Source organism: Ferrimonas lipolytica (assembly GCF_012295575.1).
Classification (GTDB): Bacteria; Pseudomonadota; Gammaproteobacteria; order Enterobacterales; family Shewanellaceae; genus Ferrimonas; species Ferrimonas lipolytica.
Genome location: NZ_CP051180.1, coordinates 4,099,625 through 4,125,152, shown reverse-complemented (window position 1 = coordinate 4,125,152; position 25,528 = coordinate 4,099,625). Strand labels below are relative to the sequence as shown.

Genomic DNA, 25,528 nt, shown 5'->3' with positions numbered 1-25,528 from the left:
TTTTTGCCCTGCCGTCATTTCTGCTCCATGTCAAGTTATCGCCGTATGTATGTTACCGCTAAGTTAAAATAAAGGTTAACCCGAGTTGACCAGAATCAGAGCGCAAAGTAGCTTGATCAGGTTAACTGCATAACTATGTAGCAGCATCACCGCAATAGAATTAGAAGCAGGCGGAGGAATGTCATGAGCCTTTTACATCCACAGTTCGAAAAAGAAAATTGTGGCTTCGGCTTGATCGCCCATATGGAAGGCGACAGCAGTCATCGAGTAGTCCGCACCGCTATTTTGGCGCTGGACCGATTACAACATCGTGGCGCCATTGGCGCCGACGGGAAAACCGGCGATGGTTGTGGCCTGTTGATGGCAAAACCGCACGAATTTTTTAGCCACATTGCCGAAGAGAACAACTGGCGCCTGTCGAGCAAATACGCTGTCGGCATGCTCATGCTCAGTCACGATCCAGTTCGCCAAGCTCACGCCAAAAACGCTATTAAAGTTGAGCTGGCAAAAGAAACCCTATCGGTACTAGGCTGGCGCGATGTGCCTACCAATCAAGACGTATTGGGAGAGATCGCTGCCAACGATGTGCCAGCAATGGTGCAGGTGTTTATTAACGCTCCCGTGGGTTGGCGTAACAAGGATCTGGAACGTCGCCTCTATATGGCCCGCCGCCGGATCGAAAAGGCCCTAGCCGACGACAACGACTTCTATATCTCTAGCCTGTCTGGCAGTGCGGTGGTGTATAAGGGTCTAACCCTGCCTAAGGATCTACCGGAATTTTACCCAGATCTTGCCGATCTACGGATGACCAGTGCCATCTGTCTGTTCCATCAGCGCTTCTCCACCAACACCCAGCCACGCTGGCAGCTCGCCCAACCATTCCGTTACTTGGCACACAATGGTGAAATCAACACCATCGCTGGTAACCGCCAATGGGCACTGGCTCGCCAATATAAATTTGTATCGCCGCTGATCCCAGATCTGCAAGACGCCGCGCCATTTGTAAACCAATCTGGTTCTGACTCCTCCAGCCTCGATAACATGCTAGAGCTGCTGCTAGCCGGTGGCATGGATATCAAACGCGCCATGCGTTTGTTGATCCCACCAGCATGGCAATCTAACCCAGAGATGGACGACGATCTCAAAGCGTTCTACGACTTTAACTCGATGCACATGGAACCGTGGGACGGTCCTGCTGGGGTCGTGCTCACCAACGGCCGTCACGCCGCCTGTGCTGTCGATCGCAACGGCTTGCGCCCTGCCCGCTATACCATCACTAAAGATCGCATCTTAACCCTCTCCTCTGAAGTAGGGATCTGGGATTACCAGCCCGACGAAGTGGTCGAAAAAGGCCGTGTTGGCCCCGGTGAACTACTGGTACTAGATACCTACACCGGCAAGCTGCAAACCTCATTTGAGATCGACCAAGATCTGAAGAACCGCCACCCATATGCCGAATGGATGAAGGTTAACTCCCGTCGCATGGTTTGTGGCCAAAAGCTGCCAGTGGAGTCTGCCGGTTCACCAGAGTTACCGTTGGAAACCCTAGCCCAATACCAAAAGCTGTTTAACATCAGCCGCGAAGAGCTGCGTGAGATCCTATGGCCGTTAGCTGAAGGCGGCGCCGAAGCGATTGGCTCAATGGGCGACGACACCCCAGTGGCGGTGCTCTCAACCCAGCAGCGCTCTATCTACGATTACTTCCGGCAGCTGTTTGCACAGGTAACCAACCCACCAATCGATCCACTGCGTGAAAAACACGTAATGAGCTTGAGCACCTGCATCGGTAAAGAGCAAAACCCATTCAACGAAACCACCGGCTTAGCTAACCGAGTGCTCTTCGACTCACCAGTGCTGCTCTACTCCGACTTCCAACAGCTCAGTTCTCTCGACAACGAGAAGTTCCACTCAGAGCTAATTGAACTCACCTATGAGCCAGAGTTGGGCCTGCGTAAAGCGATTGAGCGTGTTAGTCGTCAGGCGCAAGTAGCTGCCCAAAACGGTGCCACCATGGTGGTGCTGTCAGACCGTAACATCAGCGAAGATCGCTTGGTGATCCCAGCGGCTATGGCCGTTGGTGCAGTGCAACGTAATCTGGTGGAAAACCAGCTGCGCTGCGACACCAACATTGTGGTAGAAACCGGTACCGCCCGCGATCCACACCACTTCGCGGTACTACTGGGCTTTGGTGCAACCGCCATCTATCCATACTTAGCGTATGAGTCGATCACCGCATTGGCACCAAAGCGCGGCGAGCAACATCGCTGCCGTGAACTGATGCTGACCTACCGTGCAGGTATCGACAAAGGCCTACAGAAGATCCTTTCTAAGATGGGGATCTCCACCATCGCCAGCTACCGCTGCTCGCATCTGTTTGAAGCGGTTGGCCTAAGTGAAGAGGTGGTCGAGCTGTGCTTCCACGGCGTGACTAACCGCATCAGCGGGGCCAACTTCGACGACATTGAAGCAGACCAAGCCCAGCTGCACCAAAAGGCGTTCCGTCAGCACCAACCACTGGCACACGGTGGCCTGCTCAAGTTTGTCCATGGCGGCGAATACCACTGCTTCAACCCCGATGTAATTCAAAGCCTACAGCAGGCGGTGAACAACCAAGATCAGAACGCGTGGGATCGCTACCGCACCTTGGTGGACGATCGCCCAGTAGCCACCCTGCGTGACCTGTTAGCCATTAACCCAACCGACGACGCCAACGCCAACGTGCAGGTTGAAGACATAAACAAGCTCTACTGGCGCTTTGATACCGCCGCCATGAGTGTTGGCGCCTTGGGGCCAGAAGCCCACGAAGCCTTAGCCATCGCCATGAACCGCTTAGGTGGCCACTCTAACTCGGGTGAAGGCGGTGAAGACCCACGCCGCTTAAACGGCCCAGGCAACTCCCGCATTAAGCAGGTGGCCTCTGGCCGCTTTGGTGTTACCGCGGCCTACCTGATGAGTGCCGACGTTATTCAGATCAAAGTGGCGCAGGGCGCAAAGCCCGGAGAAGGTGGCCAGCTGCCCGGACATAAGGTCTCAGCAGAGATCGCCTCACTGCGTTTCAGTCGTCCCGGCGTTACTCTTATCTCACCTCCGCCGCACCACGACATCTACTCCATTGAGGATCTAGCCCAGCTGATCTTCGATCTAAAACAGGTAAACCCAAAGGCTAGAGTATCGGTGAAACTGGTTTCTGAGCCGGGCATTGGCACCATCGCCTGTGGTGTAGCCAAAGCCAACGCCGATATGATCACCGTGTCTGGTTACGATGGCGGTACTGGCGCAAGCCCTATCTCCTCTATCCACTACGCTGGCTCGCCATGGGAGCTTGGCTTAGCCGAAGTACACCAAGCGCTGGTAGCCAACAACTTGCGCCACAAGGTGTTGCTGCAGGTTGATGGTGGCATGAAGACCGGCCTTGATGTGATTAAAGGCGCCCTGCTCGGCGCTGAAAGCTTCGGCTTTGGTACCGCACCAATGGTCGCGTTAGGGTGTAAATACCTGCGTATTTGTCACCTCAACAACTGTGCTACTGGTGTTGCAACTCAGGACCAACGCCTGCGAGACAAGCACTACCACGGCACCCCAGAAAAGGTGATGCAGTTCTTCCAGTTTATCGCTGCCGATGTACAACAAATTTTGGGGCAGCTAGGCGTTGCCAGCTTCGACGACATCATCGGTCGCTCCGATTGGCTCAAACAGCTGCCGGGGCATACCGAGCGTCAAGGCCGCTTGGATCTTTCGCCAGTGCTGGCGCGCGCAATTCCTTCGAGCCACACCAGCATTCGCAACACCGAGCGCAACGAGCCTCACGATAAAGGCGTTGCCAACAAGCAGATGTTAGAGCTGGCATTAGAGGCCGCGACAGCCAAACAGGGCGGCATCTTCCGTATGGAGCTCAAGAACACCGATCGCTCCGTTGGCGCATCACTTGCTGGCCAAATTGCGCAGCAGTGGGGCAACCAAGGGATGGTAGATAACCCAATTCAGTTCTGCTTTAGCGGCACCGCAGGCCAAAGCTTTGGGGTATTTAACGTTGGCGGCCTTAACCTCACCCTGTCTGGCGACGCTAACGACTACGTTGGCAAAGGCATGACCGGCGGTGAGCTAATTGTTAAAACACCACCAGGGGTGGCTTACGACAGCCACGATTCAGTGATCATTGGTAACACCTGTTTGTACGGTGCTACCGGTGGCCGCTTATTCGCATCGGGTCAGGCCGGTGAGCGCTTCGCCGTACGTAACTCTGGCGCGGTCGCAGTAATTGAAGGCTGTGGCGACAACGGCTGTGAATACATGACCGGCGGCGTTGTCGCTATTTTAGGTAAAACTGGGGTTAACTTTGGCGCAGGCATGACCGGCGGCTTCGCTTACGTATTCGATCAACACAACGACTTCCAACAACGCCTTAATGGCGAGCTGGTTGAAGTGTTGTCGGTATCTGAGCCGATGATCCAGCATCACCTTAAACAGCTGCTGCAGGCGCATTACGACGCCACAGGATCTGAGCGCGCTGCCGACATCTTGCAAGATCTAACGCACTGGTTGCCGCGCTTCAAATTAGTGAAGCCGAAAACCAGCCACATCCAAGAGCTGCTTGCGTTGCAACCGCAGCAAATCACCGTGCAAGCCAGCTAAGGGAGGGCGTATGAGCAACGTATTTCAATTTTTAGATCAGCAGCGCCAAGATCCAACCAAGTTACCGGCACAAGAGCGTGCCCAAGAGTTTGTTGAGATCTACCAGCCGTTTGAGCAAGCGGATCTCGAACAGCAATCCGATCGTTGTTTGGATTGCGGTAACCCCTACTGCGAATGGAAGTGCCCAGTACACAACTACATTCCAGATTGGCTCCGTCTGGCCAAACAGGGGCGCATTCTTGAAGCGGCTGATATGGCCCACCAAACCAACTCTTTGCCAGAGATGTGTGGCCGCGTCTGTCCGCAAGACCGTCTCTGTGAAGGTGCTTGCACCCTCAATGACGAGTTTGGTGCCGTTACCATCGGCTCGGTGGAGAAATACATCACCGACGAAGCGATCAAACAGGGCTGGAAACCGGATCTTTCCAAGGTTATTCCACGGGAAGAGCATGTCGCCGTTATTGGCGCTGGCCCTGCAGGTTTAGCCTGTGCTGATGTGCTAACCCGCAACGGCGCCAAGGTAACCGTTTACGATCGTCACCCAGAGATCGGTGGCCTGCTTACCTTTGGGATCCCATCGTTTAAGCTGGAAAAATCGGTGGTGCGCACCCGCCGTCAGTTGCTAGAAGGCATGGGAATCGAATTTAAGCTCAACTGCGAGATAGGCAAAGACATCAGCTTCGAGCAGATCGTCGACGATCACAGCGCGGTATTCTTAGGGCTGGGCACCTACAAAGCGATGGCGGCTGGCTTACCGGGTGAATCCGCTCAAGGGGTTCATCAAGCCCTACCCTTCTTAATCGCCAATACTGCCGAGATCGAAGGCTATCAAGTTGACGATCCTTACATCAACCTGCAAGGCAAGCGGGTGGTTGTGCTTGGTGGTGGTGATACCGCCATGGACTGTGTTCGCACCTCAGTGCGCCAAGGTGCCACCAGCGTGCAGTGTGCTTACCGCCGCGACGAAGCCAATATGCCCGGCTCCCGTCGAGAGGTAACCAATGCTCGTGAAGAAGGGGTTGAGTTTCTCTTCAATCGCCAACCACTGAGCATCAAGACCGATCCTTGCGGCCAAGTGGTTGCCGTTGAGTGCATCGAAACCGCACTTGGCGATGCCGATGAGTGGGGCCGTCGCCGTCCAGAGCCGATTGCTGGCTCCGAACACCTGTTACCCGCAGATGCCGTCCTCATCGCCTTTGGCTTCCAGCCAAGCCCACCAGCGTGGTTAGCTACCCACGGCATCATCACCGATGAGAAAGGCCGAGTGTTGGCACCGGAACAAGGCAAGTTCGGTTTGCAAACCAGTAACCCCAAGGTCTTTGCCGGCGGTGATATGGTTCGCGGCTCCGACTTAGTGGTTACCGCCATCGACCAAGGCCGCAAAGCCGCATTGGGCATGTTAGATATGTTTGATGCTGCTATCCGTAAACGTGCTTAAGCACATCGGCTAGCAACAAAAACGCCCGCAAATGCGGGCGTTTTTTTGTATTTAGGTATTACTGGCATCAACACTTAATAGGCTGTGTACCAATTAAGTGTTGCTCTTTCCAAGGCAGTTAAAGCACTGGCTAGGCGAATCGCGATACAAGGGCAAAGCACTACCGCTATTGATCTTCTGCCGCATTGGAGCAGTGCAGCGACGCGCTTTGGACGGCGACCTAAGGCAAAGGGGGATGGCAAAGGGGGCGAAGCTCCCCGCTAATGCATACAAGAATTGCATACAAGAAGTGCATACAAGAATATGCCGTCGCCACCGCGACACAGCCATCCAAAAGATTGATAGAAACAATAAAGCAGCTTACTTAACCTCGTATCTCAGCAAAACTTCATTATCAAGAACAACATTAGTTGACCAAATAAAGCTCGCTCCAGCACCACTGAATTTTTCAATGAAGTTCATGTAGGACTTTTTGTTATTCACGCCAATTTCATCCTCAGAGTACAGCGTTGCTCGAGGCCAAGCGCTTGCATCGAACTCCTGAACCATCCAATTAGCTGGGGTTTGCCAATGGGCGGCGTAGGCGCTCTCACCGTTATCTAAACCAGCTGTAGTACAACCATCAGAGCGGCGCTGGCTGCCAACTTCAGTTAAACAGCTGAGATCATAAATGGGGGCGGTATAGAACGTTTGCGCTTGCCAGTCTGCACCGGTAACGGTGCCATCGCTAAAGCTTGCTATAAAGCCGCCGTCACCAGGGTGAAAAGCCTTGCCACGGTTATCTTCGGTACCTAACCCTAGGTTTTCTTCCCAGTCGATAACCTTTACTGCAATCGTATAGGGCTTGTTAACTTTAAACCTGACGATGCTCGAGTTAAACGGTGTAAATGGCACCGTGTCTACCGCGACCAACGTGCCGTTGATGTACAACTCAAAGTAGTTATCTGCAAAAATATAACCGGTAACCTCGTCGCCATCAGCATCGATAACCGCAACAGGCACTGAGCTTTCATCTACCTCAGCAAGGCTTTGAGGCGTGATGTTTGCACACTCTTCATATAAATCGACGGCTTTTGGGGCAGTAGCAAAATGATTACTGGCAGGAACCGTCCAAAGGTTGCCGTTAGAATCGGCTATCTCACCAATAGCAGCAACGCGACTGCGGCCGCTCTCACATTCAAAAAGGGATAACTCAACGGTTTTTGCCGCGCCTTGAGTAATAGTTGCAGAGCCTTGGTAATTACCAATGTTACTACTCGATGAAACATCTGCCGTTGGTGAACAACCTGTAACCAGTAAAGCAAACAGCGAAATAACGATAACGTTTTGTTTGGCTATGCTCATGAGTTGATTTCCTTTATTGGGTGTACGGTTTAACGCCAGCTTAAGCGGTGAGGGAACGTTGGCTATGTTTGAGCGAAGCGAGTTCAGCCAACGTTTACGAATCCGTTTTGATCGCCTTGTTAAATGCCCCATTTCTGAGGGGTTAGTTTGGCGGACAAGTAAAGTGGATGGGCTGGTTCACTAGACTTGTTGAGTTTTAGAAAGTGCAGATTTGGTAGCAATGAGACCACTTCTTTTGATCTATTTTGATGTGAACCATCGTTACCCCACGCAGCAATAACGATCCCTGCATTGTCCGCAAGACGCAGAAGCCAATCATTATTTGCAACACCTACAGGGTCATCTTGGGCTTTCATAACTGATGGTTCTGTCGCCCTAAATGCAAACAAGTTAGCCATACACACACCTCCATAACCCCATGACTTAGCGAAGTTGATACAACGTCTTAGAGTTGGATCATCATTGGTCTCATCGGCTGTAGATGGATTAAGTCCAATGAACATCACGAATGGTTTACCTGAGTCCCAAGTTCGCCAAAGTGCATATCGATATTTTCTACATTTGGAGAGCTCAGCTGTGTTTTTCATTTTTCCTCGATACTGACTGGGCACCTAACGCCGCAATAAGCGGTGAGTAAAAGTTGGCTAAACTGTGCAGCGAAGCGGAACGAGCCAACTGTTACGAATCCGACTTGATTGGTTTGTTAACCGCTTTTAAAGCACACAGCAACTAATGAGAAGTCATCTTGAGGACCATTTTTAAGTATCCTTTGTTTAAGATTACTACAAACTTGCAACAAGTTGTCTCCACCTCGATTTCCAATGATCCTAGTGCCATCAAAGGCTTGGTAAACACCATCTGACATAAGCAAAATGGAACCACTTATAGACTCATACGTTTTAATATCAAGCTTAAATTCTTTATTTGCTCTCAACGAGTTAGTTAGTACATTCTCTGAGTGATGCCCCTTTAACTCAGAACTTTTAAAAACACCAGAATCAATTAACTCTTGCTTTTTAGTATGATCAATTGTCAATTTATTTGCTGAATTACCCTCAATCACATAAGCTCTTGAGTCACCAACATTTGCAATTTCAACCTTGCTGGAGGTGATTTTACAAACAACTAGTGTCGTCGCCATATCCTTCTTATCTATTTGCCTTTCAGCCTCAACATTTATGTTTCTAGATACTTTGTGGAAAATTTTTTTTAGGCTGTAGTCATTACCGTCCAATATTTCTTTTCTTAGAGTTGATATTGCTATTTTAGAGGCCGTACTACCACCATTAGAGCCACCAACACCATCAGCCAGAGCGATAAATATTGCATTTTTTGTTATAACTGCGGGTAAAATGGCATCTTCATTCTCCTTCATAGAGTTCTTAGGGTGCGAGAATGCGACTGCCTCCACTAGTTCAATAGGATGTTCCATATTAAATCCCCCTCACTACATCAATAAACGCAGCTCTGAGTTGTGCAATTGACTCATATCTATTCTCAGGCTCTCTTTTTGTGCATTTAGATATAATATCTCCAAATGCACTTGACGATTCTCTTTCATCATAAGGTACTCCAAGCGTCTCATTATTCTCTTTAAACAAGAATAGAAGCAGCACACCTAACGAGTAGATATCTGATTGAGCGTTAGCCACACTAAAGCCATTCAAATAGCATTCTCTTGGCATATAGACTTCTGTACCAATAGCCCCAAACGTAGAAGTTATATTAGTAGTACTACTTCTGTCTGATGGTGAAATTAGCCCAAAGTCAGATATCGCATATTGGTAGGAGCCATCCTGATTATCAAATCTTAAAATATTACCTGGCTTAATATCGCGGTGTGCATGACCTTGGTTATGTAATACCTCTAGGCCATCAAGCACCTGTAAAAACGCTTGTACTTTTGTATCAAAGTCAAAAGTTAGTCCTACATTACCTTCATTCCCTAGATGGCATGTTGCAAGTGGCATCATAAACGAAGGTGGATGCCCGTCTAAATCAGAATTTATAATCCTCACTATATTTGGATGGTTAAAGCCACTTTGATACTCAACCTCTCTTTTGAAGCGCCTTCTTAAATCGTTTTGTTGGTTTTGATCACCTGTTAATTGAAGAGTTTTTCTGGCCACAAATTGTCCATTTGTCAACTGAACTCTATCCACCACACCAAAGCCGCCATTACCTAAATAGTCTGTATTCATATAAAACTTCCCTAATGCTAAGTCCTAGCGGTTAACGCTCCACTAAGAGGCGCAAAATGCATGGCTATAATTAGTGAGGTACGAACGCAAGCCATGCTTTTTGCGTCCTACTTTAGTGCTTTGTTATGTTGCTGTGGACTTGTCTCGCTGTTTGATATGCTCCTGAGTCTCTTCAGGAATTAAACCAGAATATAATTCATCTAACTCTTTAGGTTTTGTAATTAATTCTTCAGCAATAAAATTTAAGATACTGAAAAGTTTATGTGCGATGTCTGAATTATCATCTAAGTTAATTTGCCCTGGGTGCACAGCGTTATTTCCTATTACACGCAATAAATCCAATGCCTGTTGTATTTTAGGACTTAATCCTTCTGCCACTAGCTCTTTAATGTCTGAATTTATATTTTTTCCACTTTTACCAACTTGCTTTAATAATTTTTGCAAAGCTAAACGAAGTAATGCGGTCGCGCCTTTAGGAGAATCCATTAAAATATTTGTGGCTTCAACATATAGCTCTTTAATCTCATCGTCCAAATCAGAATTTGGCGCTGGTAGCGAAGTAAGTTTTGGGTATTTCAGCTCTTTATCCACCCATAAACAGTAATTTTGGCATGAAGAACATGTAGATAAAGAAAAGCCACTAGGAACAAATGAAGTAAAACTTCTTTGAAAGTCACGGTCTACATCTTTAAGAAAAGACTTTATGTTCTCTTGAAAGTAATCTGCCAAGCCTGTGCGGTAATCGAGATAAAAATGGTGAAGAATATCTTTAGCAATTTTGCTTGCATTTCCAACCCCGAACCACCTTTGTGTTGCCAAAGTTTGGCAATGAGGGCACTTAAATTTTTCTTTTCCTGACTCAGGTCTCATACTTAATCCATATGGAATGCAACATAACGCCTCACTAAGAGGCAAATAATAGTTGGTTAAAATACGCGACGAAGGAGCAAAAACCAACTGTTATTTGTCCTGCTTGAGTGACTTGTTATATTGCGTTTTGTAACACAACCTTATGAGTTTCTTTGTTTAATTTACCAACGGTACTATTAAAGCATATTAATTGCCCATACTCATCCATAGTATTATCGCGACCAGTTAAAGTTATCCACTTTTGATAAAAGAGCTCAAATTCTGGTTCGCTAAAAGATTTAAGGGTACCGTTGATTAACCAAGATGAGTCTACGTCTTGGAGGTTTTGAAATGGGCTTTGTGCAAGTTCAGCACCTAAAAGGTCAACGAATATTTTAAGCTCCCCAACAGTCTCGAAAGTTAAAACTTCTTCTAGTTCATAGCGATCTTCAAGTGAGTTTAAAACCCCTGAGTTTAATTCTTCTAACGGAATAAAGGAAAAGTGGATCAATTTGATGCTAACTCCATTAGCAATATAACGCCTTGCTAAGCGGATAAAATGGTTGGCTATAATCGCGAAGCGATGGCCAACTGTTTTTATTCCGTTTAAGCAACTTGTTATACAAATTATACGGACTGCTGTACATCAAAATATTTATTAATGTCTACTTCTTCTTGATTTTTTAATGCTTGGCTAATCAATTTTGAATTTTCTAAATTACTTGCAGATTCTTCGATAGCCAAGGATAGGTATTTTGAAAATCGCGACAAATCTCTTTTTTCTAAAGCATTATTAGCAGCAGCACATAATAGTGCAGCTTCTGTAAATGCAGAAAGCGACAAACCGGACTTATGAAATCTCTTTTTATTATATTCAGAATAAGCAGTATCAAAATCATCTAGGTCTGCAGGGACTTCACCCTCATTATTTAAAAATGATAGTTTTCTATATAAATAGACAATAACAACAAAAAAGTGAAAAGAGTTACCTGTATATATATGGTGTTTTTCCATGAATTTTTGCCAGCTACTTTCACTATGATTATGATTTGCATTATATAGCCAATAGTAATGTATCGCTGGAGATCTAAATGGTTTTTTATAGCGATCAAAATCCTCTTTAATTTTATTCATTATTTTCTGCTGTTCGACAACATTTTTTCGATTAAGCATATTAATGTATTCAGTAAACCACTTATTTATTTTATTCTCATTAAAAGACTGTGGATTATGAATCCATGTTGAAGCGCACATTTCAGCAATAACTACGCTACTAGTTTCCCTAGTCCAAAAAATAGTTTCAACATCATTAGTACTATTTTTATTTAAAAAATTAATTATTACAGCTCTGGCTAGTCGGTTAATACCTGTAAATGTGAAATAAGGCTCACCAAAGCGAACAATATAGTCACTCAAAGGAGAATGTGGGGAACTTAACATTACATCTAGAGGCTTCAATTCATGAACAAAAGATGACCTAAGTTGGTATAGATTTAATAAACATCGCTGTAAATATGATCGTCTTAATGTTTTGGCATTTTCACCTAGGTACTCTTTGAAAAACTGTTCATCTAAATTGTTGTTGATAAATGATTCAAATCTTTTTCTAAGTTTAAATTGTTTACCTTCAATCAGTGATTCCTTGATCGAATTAGAATGGCCTTCTTCCATCTCATTAAATATTGGTTCTATCTTCCTACGAATGGAATCATCATAATGATTCCATTCTGGGACATACCCGTCATGCTTTTGGGATAAAGACTCAAGTGCATAAACTAAAGTTGAATAGCCCAAATCAAAATTCATTGATAACGTTTCTTTAGCATCATCGATAATTTTTATTGCTGCTATCGTTGATTTATAGCATGACCTGTTGACATTCATTAAAGAGTCTAAGAAACATTTGAAAGCATTCATTTCTTCCAATGAGATGCGCTTTCCCAATTCTACAGTTTTAGGAGATATTTCGGCAGCTGCTGCTTGATCATAAGTTGAAACTTTCTTTTCCCTGCATATTTTTTGTACCAGTTCTTTTTGTGTTTTTGCCACACAATCAAAATAAAATGCCCATGCTAAAATAAACTGGGCAATAAAATCTTGGTTTCCACATTTAACTATTATAGGGTCTACTTCGGTAATCAATTGATACGAAACTACATAACAACTCACGGATCCTGACTCTACTTGCTCAACAGATATTAATGGTGAAACAGTTTCTAAGTTGATAGGTAAAATGACATTAGAATAGAATACAAATTTATCATCATGCTTTCTCATGTTTTCATCGTCAAAAAACTTACCAGTTGATATTTGAAGCATAATACTCCTTATTTGTATAACAGCTTATTATGATGCCCGAGGCCTTGTAACACACAATGCCCCAAGCTTAGTTTGCAAAAATCAGCAAAAAACCAATCTTAAAAATTAAACTTACAAATCAATACCTTAACTACATCCAATCGATAACCAAAACAGTTTTTGTGCGTGATACGATGCCCGCGTTTGTAGAAAACATGCCCGCCGCTTAACCTGTATATTTATACAGCAATAAAACTATGCAAGTTTTGCTTAGAGCTGGGTGCTTACTGCTTGGTGTTTAACGCTTAGTGCGTCAAAAATGAGATTAGCGCTCAGGGTAAATTTTCAAAGCGCACGCCTATAAAGCGATTAGCCTAAACTCGGCGACAGCTTCTAGGGTTGTGCTATAAGAGCCTATAAATAACCTATTAAAAACATCTAACTGCGAGTTTTAATCGCATCAGCCAACCAACAAAGTGAGCAGTTACCAACCCAGAAGGGACTGTTACATTGGGAATGTGATAATACTAGGCAAACCATTCATCTATAGCTCCGCCATCACCACTTGTTGAAGTAGTGCCAATGGCTGCAGTTTTAATTTGCTACAGACAGCTATTGTTGCTCGGGCAAGAAATTAATAAATTTTCAAAAAGTTACTCTAACACTATTTATTCTCTTCAAACCAAAACAAACATTTACTGAACTGGAACAGTACCAACTTACTCCATTATCCGCTCTGCCACTGGCTCCCCAAAAACAAGCACGGTAACGTTAGTCTAGATAAGCAGTAAAAATTGAAGCTATTGCTTTGCGCCTCGGCCAGCATAGCGTGGTAGGGGCAATCATGATTGACCTTCGCCATTGGCGGTAAACATTGGCAACGGTCGGACACGTCCGCCACGACGTGACTTGGCGGCAAACACTGGCAACGGTCGGACAGGTTCGCCACGACGTGACTTGCCGGCAAACACTGGTAACGGTCGGACACGTCCGCCACGACGTGACTTGGCGGCAAACATTGTTAACGGTCGGACACGTCCGCCCCTACGTGACTTGGCAGCAAGCACAGGCAACGGTCGGACACGTCCGCCACGACGTGACTTGGCGGCAAGCACAGGCAACGGTCGGACATGTCCGCCCCTACGTGACTTGGCGGCAAACACTGACAACGGTCGGACATGTCCGCCCCTACGTGACTTGGCGGTAAACACAGACAACGGTCGGACACGTCCGCCCCTACGTGGCCTTCGCCATTCGCGGCAAACATTGACAACGGTCGGACATGTCCGCCCCTACGTGACTTGGCGGCAAGCCCAGACAACGGTCGGACAGGTTCGCCACGACGTGACTTGCCGGCAAACATTGATAACGGTCGGACATGTCCGCCCCTACGTGACTTGGCGGCAAACACTGGTAACGGTCGGACATGTCCGCCACGACGTGACTTGGCAACAAGCACAGGCAATGGTCGGACACGTCCGCCACGACGTGACTTGGCAACAAGCACAGGCAATGGTCGGACAGGTCCGCCACGACGTGACTTGGCGGCAAGCACAGACAACGGTCGGACACGTCCGCCCCTACGTGACTTGGCGGCAAACACTGGTAACGGTCGGACAGGTTCGCCACGACGTGACCTTCGCCATTGGCGGCAAACACTGGTAACGGTCGGACACGTCCGCCCCTACGTGGCCTTCGCCATTCGCGGCAAACACTGGTAACGGTCGGGCGCGTCCGCCCCTACGTGACTTTCACCATTGGGCACAAAAAATGCCAGTCAGATAACTGACTGGCATTTGCACCAACATTCGCTGGCGAGGCCGTTAGAAATAAACCATAAAGTTGATCACCATGGCGTTTACGATATCGATGAAGAAACCACACACCAGTGGCACCACGATAAAGGCCTGACGCGCTGCACCATATTGTTGGGTTACTGCCTGCATATTCACAATAGCGGTGGCGGTGGAGCCAAGGGTTACCCCACCAAATCCAGCACAAATCACTGCAGCGGCGTAATCCTTACCCATCACTCGGAACACAACGAAGGTGGTAAACATCGCCGACATCAAGATCTGCAAACCAACCACGGTAATGATGTAAGCAAAGCTGCCTTCGAGCTTCCAGATCTGCAGCGACATCAGCGCCATGGTTAAGAACATACCCAAACAGATATCAGAGATTAGGGTTAGCCCTCGCTCCGCTTCCTCGGCATAACCATCGAGAGTCGTACGATCTAATTTCTTCAAGAACCAACGCCCCATGTTACCGAAGAAGATCCCCGCTAACAGACAGGCCACAAACAATGGCAGTTTTACGCCGGCCGCTTGCAGGCTTTCATTTAAGCTGTAACCAAGCATCATCGATACGTTTAACCACAACCACGCCCGCAACACACCAAAGTAGGTAACGCTGATGCCTGCCGCTTCCGATTGGTGGCTGGCACCAATGGTGAGGTCGTCGCTGACGTTGGTTTCGAGCTTATGACGTTTAATCAAATAGGCGGCAATTGGGCCACCAATACAACATGCACCAATCAAGCCTAAGGTATTGGACGCTACCCCCAACTCCGTTGCATTGGTAATGCCGAGCTCTTGCACAAAGGTAGGTGCCCACGCCATGGTGGTACCAACACCGCCGGTTAATGCCACTGAGCCAGACATCAAGCCCGCTTTCGGATCTAACCCAAACAACCCAGCTACGCTTATCCCCAGCACGTTTTGCATGACGATGTAGCTCGACGCCAAAATAAGCAGCAGCAGTAATGGTCGGCCGCCTTTAAGCAGGGTTTGAATATCCGCCCGTAAGCCGATACCGGTAAAGAAGTAGACTAATAACCAGTCCATCACTTCCAATTTAAAGATCAATTGGTAGTCAAACACGTAGTACAAAATGCCCACCACAACGGCACAAGCAAAACCACCAACAACCGGCTCTGGAATACTGTACTTACGCAAAAATTCGTATTTAGTGGTTAAATATTTGCCGTAGAACAGCACCATAATGGCTATCGTAAAGGCGAGAAACGGAGGTACGTCGACGACTTGAGCCTGCATGCAGCTTTCCCTTGTAACTGTGTTAATTGATAACAATCTAGCTCTGATTGCTCAGTGTAGTTGCAACAAATTTAAATACATATAACGCAACATTTATAACACCCAACATTAACAGAATTAACCTCGGTTGGCCGTAATAAACCACAATTTTTCTTACTAACGCCCTGTTAAGCCGCTCTATTTTTTTATCTTGGCAGGAAAAATAAACATTCACAGGTGCGGCCAACAAAACGCCATTGCCGTACTGCACTCAAGCGATAATTTACTGATAGAATGTCAGCCAATTATCGCCCTGAACTATATGGACTCAATATCATGAAAATCGGCATCATCGGCGCCATGGAGCAAGAGGTTTCTCTGCTACGTAGCCAAATCGACAACCTCAGCATCGACACTGTTGCGGGCATTGAGTTTTATCAGGGACAAATGAACGGTACCGACGTAATCGTAACTCGTTCAGGTATTGGCAAAGTCACTGCTGCCGTTGCCACCTCGGTACTGATTGAGCGCTTTAAGCCAAACTACGTTATCAACACTGGCTCTGCTGGTGGCTTTGCCGAAGAACTGCAGATCGGCGACGTGGTTATCTCCTCAGAGGTGCGTCACCATGATGTTGACGTAACCGCATTTGGCTACGAGATTGGTCAACTGCCAGGCCAGCCTGCTGCCTTTTTGCCAGAGCCTAAGCTGGTTGAAGTAGCTAAAGAGAGCATTGCTGAAGTAGGTGAAGTTGCCGCTATTGAAGGGCTTATCTGCACCGGCGACTCTTTCATTGCTGATCCTGAGCGCACCAAGGTGATGTTGAACCACTTCCCTGCAATGGCGGCTTGTGAAATGGAAGCTGCGGCAATTGCTCAGACCTGCCATCAGTTCAACGTACCGTTTGTCGTTATCCGTGCCATTAGCGATAACGCCAACGACGATGGCGCAGTTGATTTTGACAGCTTCATCATCAAGGCCGGTGAGCACTCTGCTCGCGTGGTGATGGCGATGGTAAACCGCCTTCACGCTTAATGGCTGCAATGCTCGGCATCTATGGCCCGCTGTTATGGCCACCCATCATTTTGATTGCAGCATCGCTGTTGGCGTGGCTAGTGCCACAGCGTTTGCATCTGCAGCGGTTAGTCGAACAATGGGCCAAGCAGCTACAGCATAAGACCCATCACCCTCGCCGCTCACCACAACAACGGTGTGTGGCGGGCTTGCTAGCGATGCTACTGATTTCAGCGCCACTGGCCGCCATTATGGTGTTGGCGATGTCTCACCCGCTATTAGAGTTACTGTTACTGGCGCTATTGCTGCCCAGCCGTAATTTCACTGCCGCCAAACTGCTGCAGCCGTTGCAGCAAGGCGACAAAGAGCAAGCCAGAGCACAGCTGAGCCAATGGACGATCCGCGATACCGAGCAACTGTCCATTATCGGCATAACCAAAGCGGGCATCGAGGCACAACTGGCACAGCGCGCCAGTCAGTTCTTCGGCGTGGTGTTTTGGTATCTGCTGGCAGGGTTGCCGTTGGCGTTGTTATTGTGGCTAAGTAGCCTGTTAGCACGACAATGGCATATCGATAAGCCGTTACTGCAGCCCTTTGGCAGCGCCGCCTTTTATCTGGCATCGCTAATGATGATTCCGGTAAATGGCTTGCTGGGAGTTAGCCTCAGTTGCTATGGCTCGGTGTTGCAGCCGTGGCGATTACGGTATCAACTGCGTGGCAGCTGGGAGCGACGCCATCAACAATGGCTGCAACTGTGCTTGGCTTGCAGCCTCGGTATTCAACTCAGTGGCCCGTGGATGCTCCAAGGAAAACGGCTTGAACGGCCTAAATTAGGCCCAACGGTTCAAGCACAACCAGCTCATTTAATTCGCGCCCAGCGTATGCTTAACTACGCTCAAACACTGTGGTTGTTACTGCCGCTGTTGAGTAGCGTTGCCATCGCTTGGCTCTGGCATCAAGGTCAATAAATAATGGCAAATTTGGCTGGGCTGCTGACTCACTTAGACACAACAATGAACGATTTCATCTACCTTTCAGACCTATTTGGAACCATTGTGTTCGCGATCTCCGGTGCCCTTGCTGCTGGCCGATTACGTATGGACCCATTTGGGGTATTAGTGCTCGCTGGTGTCACTGCTGTTGGCGGCGGTACCGTGCGCGATGCGGTCTTGGGTGCCACTCCGGTGTTCTGGATAACCGATACCACCTACGTTTGGCTAATCTGCTTAACGGCAGCAGCCATGATGCTACTGGTGCGCTGCCCACGAAAGCTCAGTGGCCGTTGGTTTCAGGTGGCGGATGCCTTTGGTTTGGCTGTATTTACCGTTATTGGTGCGCAAAAGGCATTGAGCTACGGCGCCGAACCCGTGATAGCAGTAATGATGGGCACCATGACCGGCGTGCTCGGAGGTTTAATCCGCGACGTATTGTGCCGCGAAGTACCGCTGGTATTACGTACCGAGATCTACGCCACCGCCTGCATTGTTGGCGGCATTGTCTATACCGGCTGCCTCAGTTTAGAGCTGGCTCAGATCCCAGCGATGGTGCTGGCTATGATTGCCACCCTAACGCTGCGTCTGGTAGCGATTTTCTACCATCTTTCTCTGCCCGCATTTGCGCTAGACAGCGATAACAAACGATGATGCCAATGCTAAAGTTTCTATTCGCTATTACGCTGTCACTGTTGATTGCAGCAGGTGCCGTTGCAGAAGAGCAAGGGCCGCCAGAGGAGCCAACACAGGCGCCAGAGTTGGAGCTTGCCAATCGTTACATCAACGCCCTGACTGAACGCAACTTTCGCACCCTGAGGCGGATGCTGCATCGAGAAACCAAATTCAAAGATGAAATGGCCGGTAAAGACGTTACCGGCACCCGCGATATCTTAATGTTTCTTAAACGGGTGCATACCTACACCGAAAGCTACGCCTTTGTTATCGACCACCAGTTCTTTAAAGGCTCGGAGGTAGTGATGATTGGCAGCTATTACTACCAAGCCCGCGGTGATCTGTTTGGCATGCCGGGTAAGCTTATTACTCTCACTATCCCCGGCGTCACCATGCTGGACGTAGATGTTGATGAGCAACGAATCGATGAACATGTCGACATACTCGACTACGCCACTATGAAAGCACAGCTAAAGCTGTACCACTACGAGCCTATTGATCCGGTCGATTAATTGGCTTGGCCCAAACTGATGATATAGCGCAACCCAGCATGCAGATATGGCATTGCTCGCGGCTCAATTAGCGTGTTCAACCAACCAGCAGATTGCATCGGCAATGGTGCTCTGATGCCTGCCGTATTGGCTCGCTAACAACAGTTGGCGACAGCCCTCTTTTATGATGCGAGTCACGATACAAGGATAAAGCACTACCGCTATTGTTCTTCTGCCGCATTGGAGCAGTTAAGCGACGCGTTTTGGACTGCGACCTAAGGCAAGGGGTATTCCAAAGGGGGCGAAGCGCCCCCCTAATGCATACAAGAATGTGCCGTCGCCACCGCGACATCCGCCCCTAAAAGCACCAAAATCGGCACCACCGAAGGCTTGATATAAACCTCAACAGCTAACGACGACACAGCCCAAAAAAATCCCCTAACGACACTCGTTAGGGGATCAATAAACTAGTTAACCAGCGGCATCAGTGTGATTGCTTTAACGGCTAAATCTCGTAGTGCAGGCCGCACTCACGCTTGAGCCCAAAGAAGCGAGTATCCTCTTCCGACTCCCCCAGTACCATCGGCCTTGAGGTATGGGTATCACCAATCGAGGCGTAGCCTTGGTGCCATAACGGATGATAGGGCAACTCATGCTCAGTAAGATACTCGTGCACCTGCTTAGCATGCCAGTCCAGCACCGGCAGCAGTTTAAAACGCCCACTGCGAACCTCCAAAAATGGCAATTCACTGCGGGTTTGCGATTGCTGTCGACGCAGCCCTGCAAACCAACTGCCCACTTGCAGCTGCTCCAGTGCCTGCTTCATCGGTTCCACTTTGTTCAAGCGGTTGTACTGATCGAGCCCCTCTTCTCCCTGCTCCCACAACTTACCAAAACGCGCTTCTTGCCACGCTGGACTTTGAGGGGCACGAAAGATCTGTAGATTCAGATCGAGCCGTTGGGTTAACTCATCAATAAATTGATAGGTTTCCGTAAACAGGTAACCGGTATCGGTCAACACCACCGGAATATCGGCCTTCTGCTGGGTAACCAGATGTAGCATCAACGCCCCTTGCACACCAAAGCTTGAGGTAAGGACGTGATTGCCAGGCAAATTTGCTAATCCCCAACCGATCCGTTGCTGCGCGGTCATCCCCGCCAGCTCCTGATTTAACTGGGTTAGAGTTGCCTGACTGCTCGGTGCGGTTGGATCCGTTAATACTGCGGTTAATGCGTGGCTTACCATCACACCCTCCATTACCTAAAAATGACAAAGATCATTCGGCGTAAAAATCGAGTTTGGGCACCACCACCGCTGCAATCACACCGGCGCGTACCACAAAGTCACCAAAGTGCTCGCCGTCGTTACGCTCGGATACCCAGCGGCCAAACAGACGGTCCAACTCATCGAACAGGGCATCTTCAGTCATGTTCTCTTGGTACAATTTAGGAATGCGGGTGCCATTAAAATTACCACCGAGATGGAGGTTATATTTGCCCGGGCCTTTGCCCACCAAACCAACCTCAGCCAGCATCGCTCGACCACAGCCGTTGGGACAACCGGTTACCCGAAAGATAATCGCTTCTTCAGGAATACCATGCTTAGCCAGCAAGCCCTCTAAGCGGTCAACGTACTGTGGCAGTACCCGTTCTGCTTCGGCCATTGCCAATGGACAGGTCGGCAACGACACACAGGCCATGGCACTTTTGCGTTGATTGGAGTGGTTGTCATCAATCAGGCCGTGCTGCCGCGCTAGGGTTTCAATCGCGTCTTTATCGGCACTATCAACCCCAGCAACAATGAGATTTTGGTTAGCGGTTAGGCGAAACTCACCGTTATGACGTTTCGCAATCGCCGCCATACCGGCTTTCAATGGCTTGTTGGGGAAATCAAACACGCGGCCATTTTCAATAAACAGGGTGAGGTTATGTTTGCCATCGATACCTGCAGTCCAGCCAAACGCATCGCCGCGGCCAGTCAAGGTGTAAGCTCGGATAGGTTCGAAGCTCAGCTCAGCACGGCGCTCCACCTCCTGCTTAAACACATCCAAACCGATGCGATCGATGGTGTATTTGGTTTTGGCGTTCTTACGATTAACCCGGTTGCCCAAGTCGCGTTGGGTTGTCACTACTGCACCGGCAACGGTAAGGGTGTCTGCCAGCGGCACAAAGCCCAGCTCATCAGCGGTGCGTGGGTAAGTGGCGTGATCGCCGTGAGTCATGGCTAAGCCACCACCAACCAAGACATTAAAGCCCACCAGTTTGCCGTTATCGGCAATGGCAACAAAGTTAAGATCGTTAGCGTGCAAATCGACATCGTTGTGCGGCGGCACCACTACCGTGGTCTTAAACTTACGCGGCAGATAGTTAGTGCCAAGAATCGGCTCATCCTCTGCTTTGGTGCTTTCAACCTTCTCGCCATCGAGCCAGATCTCGGCGTAGGCACGGGTGTGTGGCAGCAGATGCTCAGAGATCTTCTTAGCCCACTCGTAGGCTTCACTGTGCAGCTCCGACTGTTCTGGGTTAGCGGTACATAGGACGTTACGGTTAACGTCACCTGCGGTGGCGATGGAATCGATGCCGATGCGGTTAAGCATTTGGTGCATCGATTTAATGTCTCGTTTGAGCACCCCATGAAACTGGAAGGTCTGACGGGTGGTTAGGCGAATACTGCCAGCGTGGGTCGTCGAACCAGCAAAATCATCGATAGCCAGCCACTGGGTTGGGCTGATCACGCCACCGGGTAAACGAGCACGCAGCATTACCGTATGCAACGGTTCGAGCTTCTGCTCTGCCCGTTCGGCGCGAATGTCGCGATCGTCTTGCTGATACATGCCATGAAAGCGGATCAACTGAAAATTATCTGAGCCGAAACCACCGGTTAGAGGTACATCCAAATCCTCACTGATGGTACCTCGAAGCAGCTGGCTGTCGCCCTTAATACGTTCGTTGTCGGCTAACTTGCCGCTTACCACTAACTCTTCCAATTCTGCTGGCAAGGCGTTGGTAGTTGTCGTTGCTGTGCTCATCAATACACATCCTTTTGATAGCGCTTGCTCTGGCGCAGTTGTTCGAGGTAATCACTCGCTTGTTCTGAATCAAGCTGGCCCTGCTCTTCAATAATCGCCAGCAAGGCGGTTTCAACATCTTTTGCCATTCGAGTGGCGTCACCACAGACATACAGGTGAGCACCGCGCTCCAGCCAGACATACAGCTCCTTTGCTTGTTCGCGCAAGCGATCCTGTACGTAGATTTTGTGGGCTTGATCGCGGGAGAAAGCTAGGTCAATGCGGGTTAACAAGCCGCTCTTAACGTAGTTCTGCCACTCCACCTGATAAAGGAAGTCATCGGTAAAGGTGGGGTTGCCGAAGAACAGCCAGTTATCGCCGCTGGCGTTACGGCTGTCACGCTCCTGCATAAAGCTACGAAACGGCGCAATACCGGTACCTGGGCCAATCATGATAACTGGGGTGGCATCGTTTTCTGGCAAACGGAAATGATTGTTAGGCTCGATATACACCCGTAACTCATCACCGGACTCCAGCCGACGCGCTAGGGCACCACTAATGGCGCCTAACCGAGTTTGGCCATCATGCTCAGCGGCAACTTCAGCCACGGTAAGGTGGACTTCGTTTTCAACCTCGGACTGCGCCGACGCAATCGAATACAGTCGTGGCGTTAACTTACGCAGCAGCTTGGTCAGTTGCGCTGCGGTTACTTGCGCCGGGAATCGAGTAACCACATCAATCAGCTGATTGTTGGTGACGAACTGTCGCAACGCCTTGCTATCGGCAATCAGCGCTGTTAGTTCGTCACAGACACTTAGCTCAGCCCATCCTTTTACGAGGCCGGGGTGTAATAGGGTTAGTTCAAATTCAGTTAGCAACTGTTGACGCAAACTGTCATCAGCCGTTAGTTGCAGCTGCTCAAGGATCTGTTCTACCAACTGCGGATCGTTATCAAGCCAGATCCCCAAGGCATCCCCGGGGTGATAACTGATATCGGAATCGGCCAGATCGATCTCAACATGGCGGATATCTTTACTGGATTGGCGCCCAGTGATCTTTTGACTGACGATCAGTTCAGCGGCATATGGATTATCGCGATTAAATGTCGCAACGTTATTAGCGCCGATTGGCACAATCTCAGCGGTTGCCGCGACGCCGTCGTTGCTGCTTGGTTGCGGTAACGCCGCCAGCACCGCTTGTTGCCACAGGCTTGCCGCATCTTGGAAATCTACATCACAGTCGACCCGCTCGGCCACTCGAGTGGCACCAAGCTCGGTTAAGCGCTCATCAAGCTCTCGCCCAGTTTGGCAAAACTGTTCATAGCTGCTATCCCCTAGTGCAAGGACGCTGTAGTTAACTCCATCAAGCTTCGGCGCGCGCTTACCCAACAAAAACTTATGGAAGCCTATGGCGTCATCCGGCGGATCGCCTTCACCATGAGTGCTAACCACCAAAAGCAGTTGCTGCTCTTTGGCTAGCTGCTTTGGCTTGTAGTCATTCATCGATTGCAGGTTAATCACCCTGCCTTCAGCGCGCCCCAATTCAGCCAACTGTTCCGCCACCTTGCGGCCATTACCAGTTTGACTGCCATACAAGATGGTTAAGGTTGTCTGGGTGGCACTGGCCGTGGCTAATGCCGGTGCTGCAGTACTGTCCTGCCCTTGATTGGCTACCGCCGCCAAATATCCGCTGAGCCACGCCGCTTGAATCGGCGATAATTCCGCCGTCAATGCGCGCAGGGTTTGGATCTGTTCTGGCGCCAGCATGCCAGCTCCCGCTTCCAACTCTTTCAACAGCATGCTGCTACCTACTCCTTTAAGTGAATGGACATAGGTTAGGGAGCGCGACTAGTTAGAAAAAATACTTAATTCAATGTTTTTATAACAAACGAGTATATAGCGTTAAAACAGGCGTTTAAATTTCAGCCAATTCAACGTAAGTTTGTTTTTATCGATTGTGCTTATCGTGGGAGTAATACGCAGTAACACTATGTAGCATCAAAGTTACGTGTGAAACTCTGTGCCACTATTTGTGGGCCGCAGTGCATTCTGCCGTTACTCAACACTAACCAGAGGACCTGATTGTGAAGATCGCAGTGATCAAGGAGATCCAGCCGGGCGAAACTCGCGTCGCGCTGATCCCAGCCAACGTCAGTAAACTGACAAAAGGGAATTTATCGGTCACCGTAGAAACCGGTGCGGGCATTTTAGCTGGCTTCAATGACAGCGATTATGAAGCTGCTGGCGCAACCATTGCCGCCGATCTAAAAACTGCCATTGATGGCGCAGAAGTGGTGCTCTCCCTCACCGGTCACGGTGATGCTCTAATCCAACTGTTGCCAAAAATGACTAAAGGTCAAACCTTTATCTCGATGATGGACCCACTTGCCAGCCCAGCAGTTGCAGAGATCCTAGCCGAACATGGTATCAACGGCATTGCCTTGGAGCTGGTTCCTCGTATTACTCGTGCGCAGTCCATGGATGTGCTCTCAAGCAACGCCACTATCGCAGGCTATAAAGCGGTACTGATGGGTGCTGCCAGTGCGCCGCAGCTGTTCCCAATGATGATGACCGCCGCTGGTACCCTAAAACCTGCCCGCGTATTTATCATGGGCGTTGGGGTTGCAGGCCTACAGGCTTGTGCCACCGCCAAACGTTTAGGTGGTGTGGTTGAGGCCTACGATATTCGCCCTGCCGCGCGAGAACAGATCCTCTCAGTAGGTGCCCGCCCGGTTGAGCTCAATATTGAAGCTGAAAACACCGAGACCAAAGGCGGCTATGCCAAAGAGCAAAGCGCAGACTTCATTGCCCGCCAACAAGAGGCGATGGCCGATGTACTGGCACAGCAAGATGTGGTTATCACCACTGCGGCTATCCCTGGCCGTAAAGCGCCGGTATTGATTACCGAAGCGCAGCTCAACAAGATGAAGCCCGGTTCGATCATTGTCGATCTGGCCGCTGAAACCGGCGGCAACTGCGCTATGACTGTGGCTGGTGAAACCGTTTCCCACCACGGCGTTACCATTATTGGCCCTAAAAACGTTCCTGCCTCAGTGCCAAACCATGCCAGCCAAATGTTTGGCACCAACCTAACCAACCTATTGACTCTAATGGCCACGCCAGAAGGGTTGAACTGGGATTTCGAAGACGAAATTATTCGCGATACCTGCGTCAGCTATCAAGGTGAGGTGGTCAATGCACGCCTGCGCGAGTTGTTAGATCTGCCCGCTCTGCCGCTAGCAGAGCCAGAAGCGGCAGCAGAGGAGGAGAAGTAACATGGATTTACTATTACTTATCACCATTTTTGTGGTGGCGCTGTTTCTCGGCGTTGAGTTGATCACCAAGGTGCCGCCAACGCTGCACACTCCGTTGATGTCGGCATCCAATGCCATCTCAGGCATCACCTTGGTTGGTGCGATCCTCGCTGCCGGCTCAGGAGCTGGTGTATTGGTAAACATTCTTGGCTTTTTGGCCGTTATCTTGGCCACTATCAACGTCGTGGGCGGTTACCTAGTAACCAACCGCATGTTGGCGATGTTTAAAAGGAAGTAAGCC

General features: G+C 49.0%; 20 protein-coding genes. 8 read left to right on the top strand and 12 right to left on the bottom strand.

Annotated features, from left to right (window positions below; all coding sequences use genetic code 11):
• Positions 1-183: 183 nt before the first annotated feature.
• Both gltB and HER31_RS18700 read left to right on the top strand, forming a co-directional pair.
• Positions 184-4,632, top strand: coding sequence for a glutamate synthase large subunit (gene gltB, locus HER31_RS18705; protein ID WP_168663021.1), 4,449 nt, complete (start codon positions 184-186; stop codon positions 4,630-4,632).
• A 10-nt stretch (positions 4,633-4,642) separates the two neighbouring features.
• A complete protein-coding gene (locus HER31_RS18700) occupies positions 4,643-6,070 on the top strand; it encodes an FAD-dependent oxidoreductase (RefSeq protein WP_168663019.1) in 1,428 nt (475 codons plus the stop codon).
• A 360-nt stretch (positions 6,071-6,430) separates the two neighbouring features.
• Here the strand turns inward: HER31_RS18700 and HER31_RS18695 are convergent, their stop codons facing one another.
• The 9 genes from HER31_RS18695 to gltS form a co-directional block, all read right to left on the bottom strand.
• Positions 6,431-7,414, bottom strand: a complete 984-nt coding sequence (locus tag HER31_RS18695) for a hypothetical protein (protein WP_168663017.1) — start codon at positions 7,412-7,414, stop codon at positions 6,431-6,433.
• 119 nt (positions 7,415-7,533) lie between these two features.
• On the bottom strand, positions 7,534-8,001 hold the full coding sequence (locus tag HER31_RS18690) for a DUF1643 domain-containing protein (RefSeq protein ID WP_168663015.1): 468 nt from the start codon (positions 7,999-8,001) through the stop codon (positions 7,534-7,536).
• 116 nt (positions 8,002-8,117) lie between these two features.
• Positions 8,118-8,846 (bottom strand): PP2C family protein-serine/threonine phosphatase, encoded by a 729-nt coding sequence (locus tag HER31_RS18685; RefSeq protein ID WP_168663013.1) that lies wholly within the window; start codon positions 8,844-8,846, stop codon positions 8,118-8,120.
• Between the two features lies 1 nt (position 8,847).
• On the bottom strand, positions 8,848-9,615 hold the full coding sequence (locus HER31_RS18680) for a serine/threonine-protein kinase (RefSeq protein ID WP_168663011.1): 768 nt from the start codon (positions 9,613-9,615) through the stop codon (positions 8,848-8,850).
• Between the two features lie 123 nt (positions 9,616-9,738).
• Positions 9,739-10,485 carry a DUF4145 domain-containing protein gene (locus HER31_RS18675; RefSeq protein WP_168663009.1) on the bottom strand — a complete coding sequence of 249 codons (747 nt, stop codon included), beginning with the start codon at positions 10,483-10,485 and terminating at the stop codon, positions 9,739-9,741.
• Between the two features lie 115 nt (positions 10,486-10,600).
• Positions 10,601-10,975 (bottom strand): hypothetical protein, encoded by a 375-nt coding sequence (locus HER31_RS18670; protein ID WP_168663007.1) that lies wholly within the window; start codon positions 10,973-10,975, stop codon positions 10,601-10,603.
• 116 nt (positions 10,976-11,091) lie between these two features.
• Complete coding sequence (locus tag HER31_RS18665; RefSeq protein ID WP_168663005.1) at positions 11,092-12,783, bottom strand: hypothetical protein; 1,692 nt, start codon at positions 12,781-12,783, stop codon at positions 11,092-11,094.
• Positions 12,784-13,604: 821 nt separating this feature from the next.
• Complete coding sequence (locus HER31_RS18660; protein WP_168663003.1) at positions 13,605-13,781, bottom strand: hypothetical protein; 177 nt, start codon at positions 13,779-13,781, stop codon at positions 13,605-13,607.
• 804 nt (positions 13,782-14,585) lie between these two features.
• Positions 14,586-15,818 carry a sodium/glutamate symporter gene (gene gltS / locus HER31_RS18655; protein WP_168663001.1) on the bottom strand — a complete coding sequence of 411 codons (1,233 nt, stop codon included), beginning with the start codon at positions 15,816-15,818 and terminating at the stop codon, positions 14,586-14,588.
• A 315-nt stretch (positions 15,819-16,133) separates the two neighbouring features.
• Here gltS and mtnN point away from each other — a divergent pair, with 315 nt between their 5' ends.
• From mtnN to HER31_RS18635, 4 genes are read left to right on the top strand one after another with little or no spacing between them, the layout of a single operon-like run.
• Positions 16,134-16,832 carry a 5'-methylthioadenosine/S-adenosylhomocysteine nucleosidase gene (mtnN, locus tag HER31_RS18650; protein WP_168662999.1) on the top strand — a complete coding sequence of 233 codons (699 nt, stop codon included), beginning with the start codon at positions 16,134-16,136 and terminating at the stop codon, positions 16,830-16,832.
• Positions 16,832-17,779, top strand: a complete 948-nt coding sequence (locus HER31_RS18645) for a cobalamin biosynthesis protein (RefSeq protein ID WP_168662997.1) — start codon at positions 16,832-16,834, stop codon at positions 17,777-17,779. Before mtnN ends, HER31_RS18645 begins: the two co-directional genes overlap by 1 nt.
• A gap of 45 nt (positions 17,780-17,824) precedes the next feature.
• Positions 17,825-18,454, top strand: coding sequence for a trimeric intracellular cation channel family protein (locus tag HER31_RS18640; protein WP_168662995.1), 630 nt, complete (start codon positions 17,825-17,827; stop codon positions 18,452-18,454).
• Positions 18,455-18,459: 5 nt separating this feature from the next.
• The gene (locus tag HER31_RS18635; RefSeq protein ID WP_168662993.1) at positions 18,460-18,987 is read left to right on the top strand and encodes an ester cyclase; all 528 of its coding nucleotides are present in this window, start codon (positions 18,460-18,462) and stop codon (positions 18,985-18,987) included.
• Positions 18,988-19,471: 484 nt separating this feature from the next.
• Here HER31_RS18635 and HER31_RS18630 read toward each other — a convergent pair whose 3' ends face one another.
• Genes HER31_RS18630 through HER31_RS18620 form a run of 3 tightly spaced genes read right to left on the bottom strand, consistent with a single transcriptional unit; the run spans position 19,472 to position 23,773 of the window.
• Positions 19,472-20,212: a phosphoadenylyl-sulfate reductase gene (locus HER31_RS18630; protein ID WP_168662991.1), complete on the bottom strand. Its 741-nt coding sequence runs from the start codon at positions 20,210-20,212 to the stop codon at positions 19,472-19,474.
• 31 nt (positions 20,213-20,243) lie between these two features.
• Positions 20,244-21,995 (bottom strand): assimilatory sulfite reductase (NADPH) hemoprotein subunit, encoded by a 1,752-nt coding sequence (gene cysI / locus HER31_RS18625; RefSeq protein WP_168662989.1) that lies wholly within the window; start codon positions 21,993-21,995, stop codon positions 20,244-20,246.
• Entirely contained in the window at positions 21,995-23,773 is a 1,779-nt protein-coding gene (locus HER31_RS18620) for an assimilatory sulfite reductase (NADPH) flavoprotein subunit (RefSeq protein WP_168662987.1), read from the bottom strand. Before HER31_RS18620 ends, cysI begins: the two co-directional genes overlap by 1 nt.
• A gap of 284 nt (positions 23,774-24,057) precedes the next feature.
• Here HER31_RS18620 and HER31_RS18615 point away from each other — a divergent pair, with 284 nt between their 5' ends.
• A complete protein-coding gene (locus HER31_RS18615) occupies positions 24,058-25,248 on the top strand; it encodes an NAD(P) transhydrogenase subunit alpha (protein WP_168662985.1) in 1,191 nt (396 codons plus the stop codon).
• A 1-nt stretch (position 25,249) separates the two neighbouring features.
• Positions 25,250-25,525, top strand: coding sequence for an NAD(P) transhydrogenase subunit alpha part 2 (locus HER31_RS18610; RefSeq protein ID WP_168662983.1), 276 nt, complete (start codon positions 25,250-25,252; stop codon positions 25,523-25,525).
• Positions 25,526-25,528 lie beyond the last annotated feature (3 nt).

Coding starts and splice junctions, on each gene's coding strand:
- HER31_RS18700 (WP_168663019.1), top strand. CDS start 4,643: ATGAGCAACGTATTTCAATTTTTAGATCAGCAGCGCCAAGATCCAACC.
- HER31_RS18675 (WP_168663009.1), bottom strand. CDS start 10,485: ATGAGACCTGAGTCAGGAAAAGAAAAATTTAAGTGCCCTCATTGCCAA.
- HER31_RS18660 (WP_168663003.1), bottom strand. CDS start 13,781: ATGTTTGCCGCCAAGTCACGTCGTGGCGGACGTGTCCGACCGTTACCA.
- HER31_RS18695 (WP_168663017.1), bottom strand. CDS start 7,414: ATGAGCATAGCCAAACAAAACGTTATCGTTATTTCGCTGTTTGCTTTA.
- HER31_RS18685 (WP_168663013.1), bottom strand. CDS start 8,846: ATGGAACATCCTATTGAACTAGTGGAGGCAGTCGCATTCTCGCACCCT.
- HER31_RS18620 (WP_168662987.1), bottom strand. CDS start 23,773: ATGCTGTTGAAAGAGTTGGAAGCGGGAGCTGGCATGCTGGCGCCAGAA.
- HER31_RS18640 (WP_168662995.1), top strand. CDS start 17,825: ATGAACGATTTCATCTACCTTTCAGACCTATTTGGAACCATTGTGTTC.
- HER31_RS18665 (WP_168663005.1), bottom strand. CDS start 12,783: ATGCTTCAAATATCAACTGGTAAGTTTTTTGACGATGAAAACATGAGA.
- cysI (WP_168662989.1), bottom strand. CDS start 21,995: ATGAGCACAGCAACGACAACTACCAACGCCTTGCCAGCAGAATTGGAA.
- HER31_RS18630 (WP_168662991.1), bottom strand. CDS start 20,212: ATGGTAAGCCACGCATTAACCGCAGTATTAACGGATCCAACCGCACCG.
- mtnN (WP_168662999.1), top strand. CDS start 16,134: ATGAAAATCGGCATCATCGGCGCCATGGAGCAAGAGGTTTCTCTGCTA.
- gltS (WP_168663001.1), bottom strand. CDS start 15,818: ATGCAGGCTCAAGTCGTCGACGTACCTCCGTTTCTCGCCTTTACGATA.
- HER31_RS18645 (WP_168662997.1), top strand. CDS start 16,832: ATGGCTGCAATGCTCGGCATCTATGGCCCGCTGTTATGGCCACCCATC.
- gltB (WP_168663021.1), top strand. CDS start 184: ATGAGCCTTTTACATCCACAGTTCGAAAAAGAAAATTGTGGCTTCGGC.
- HER31_RS18690 (WP_168663015.1), bottom strand. CDS start 8,001: ATGAAAAACACAGCTGAGCTCTCCAAATGTAGAAAATATCGATATGCA.
- HER31_RS18680 (WP_168663011.1), bottom strand. CDS start 9,615: ATGAATACAGACTATTTAGGTAATGGCGGCTTTGGTGTGGTGGATAGA.
- HER31_RS18635 (WP_168662993.1), top strand. CDS start 18,460: ATGCTAAAGTTTCTATTCGCTATTACGCTGTCACTGTTGATTGCAGCA.
- HER31_RS18610 (WP_168662983.1), top strand. CDS start 25,250: ATGGATTTACTATTACTTATCACCATTTTTGTGGTGGCGCTGTTTCTC.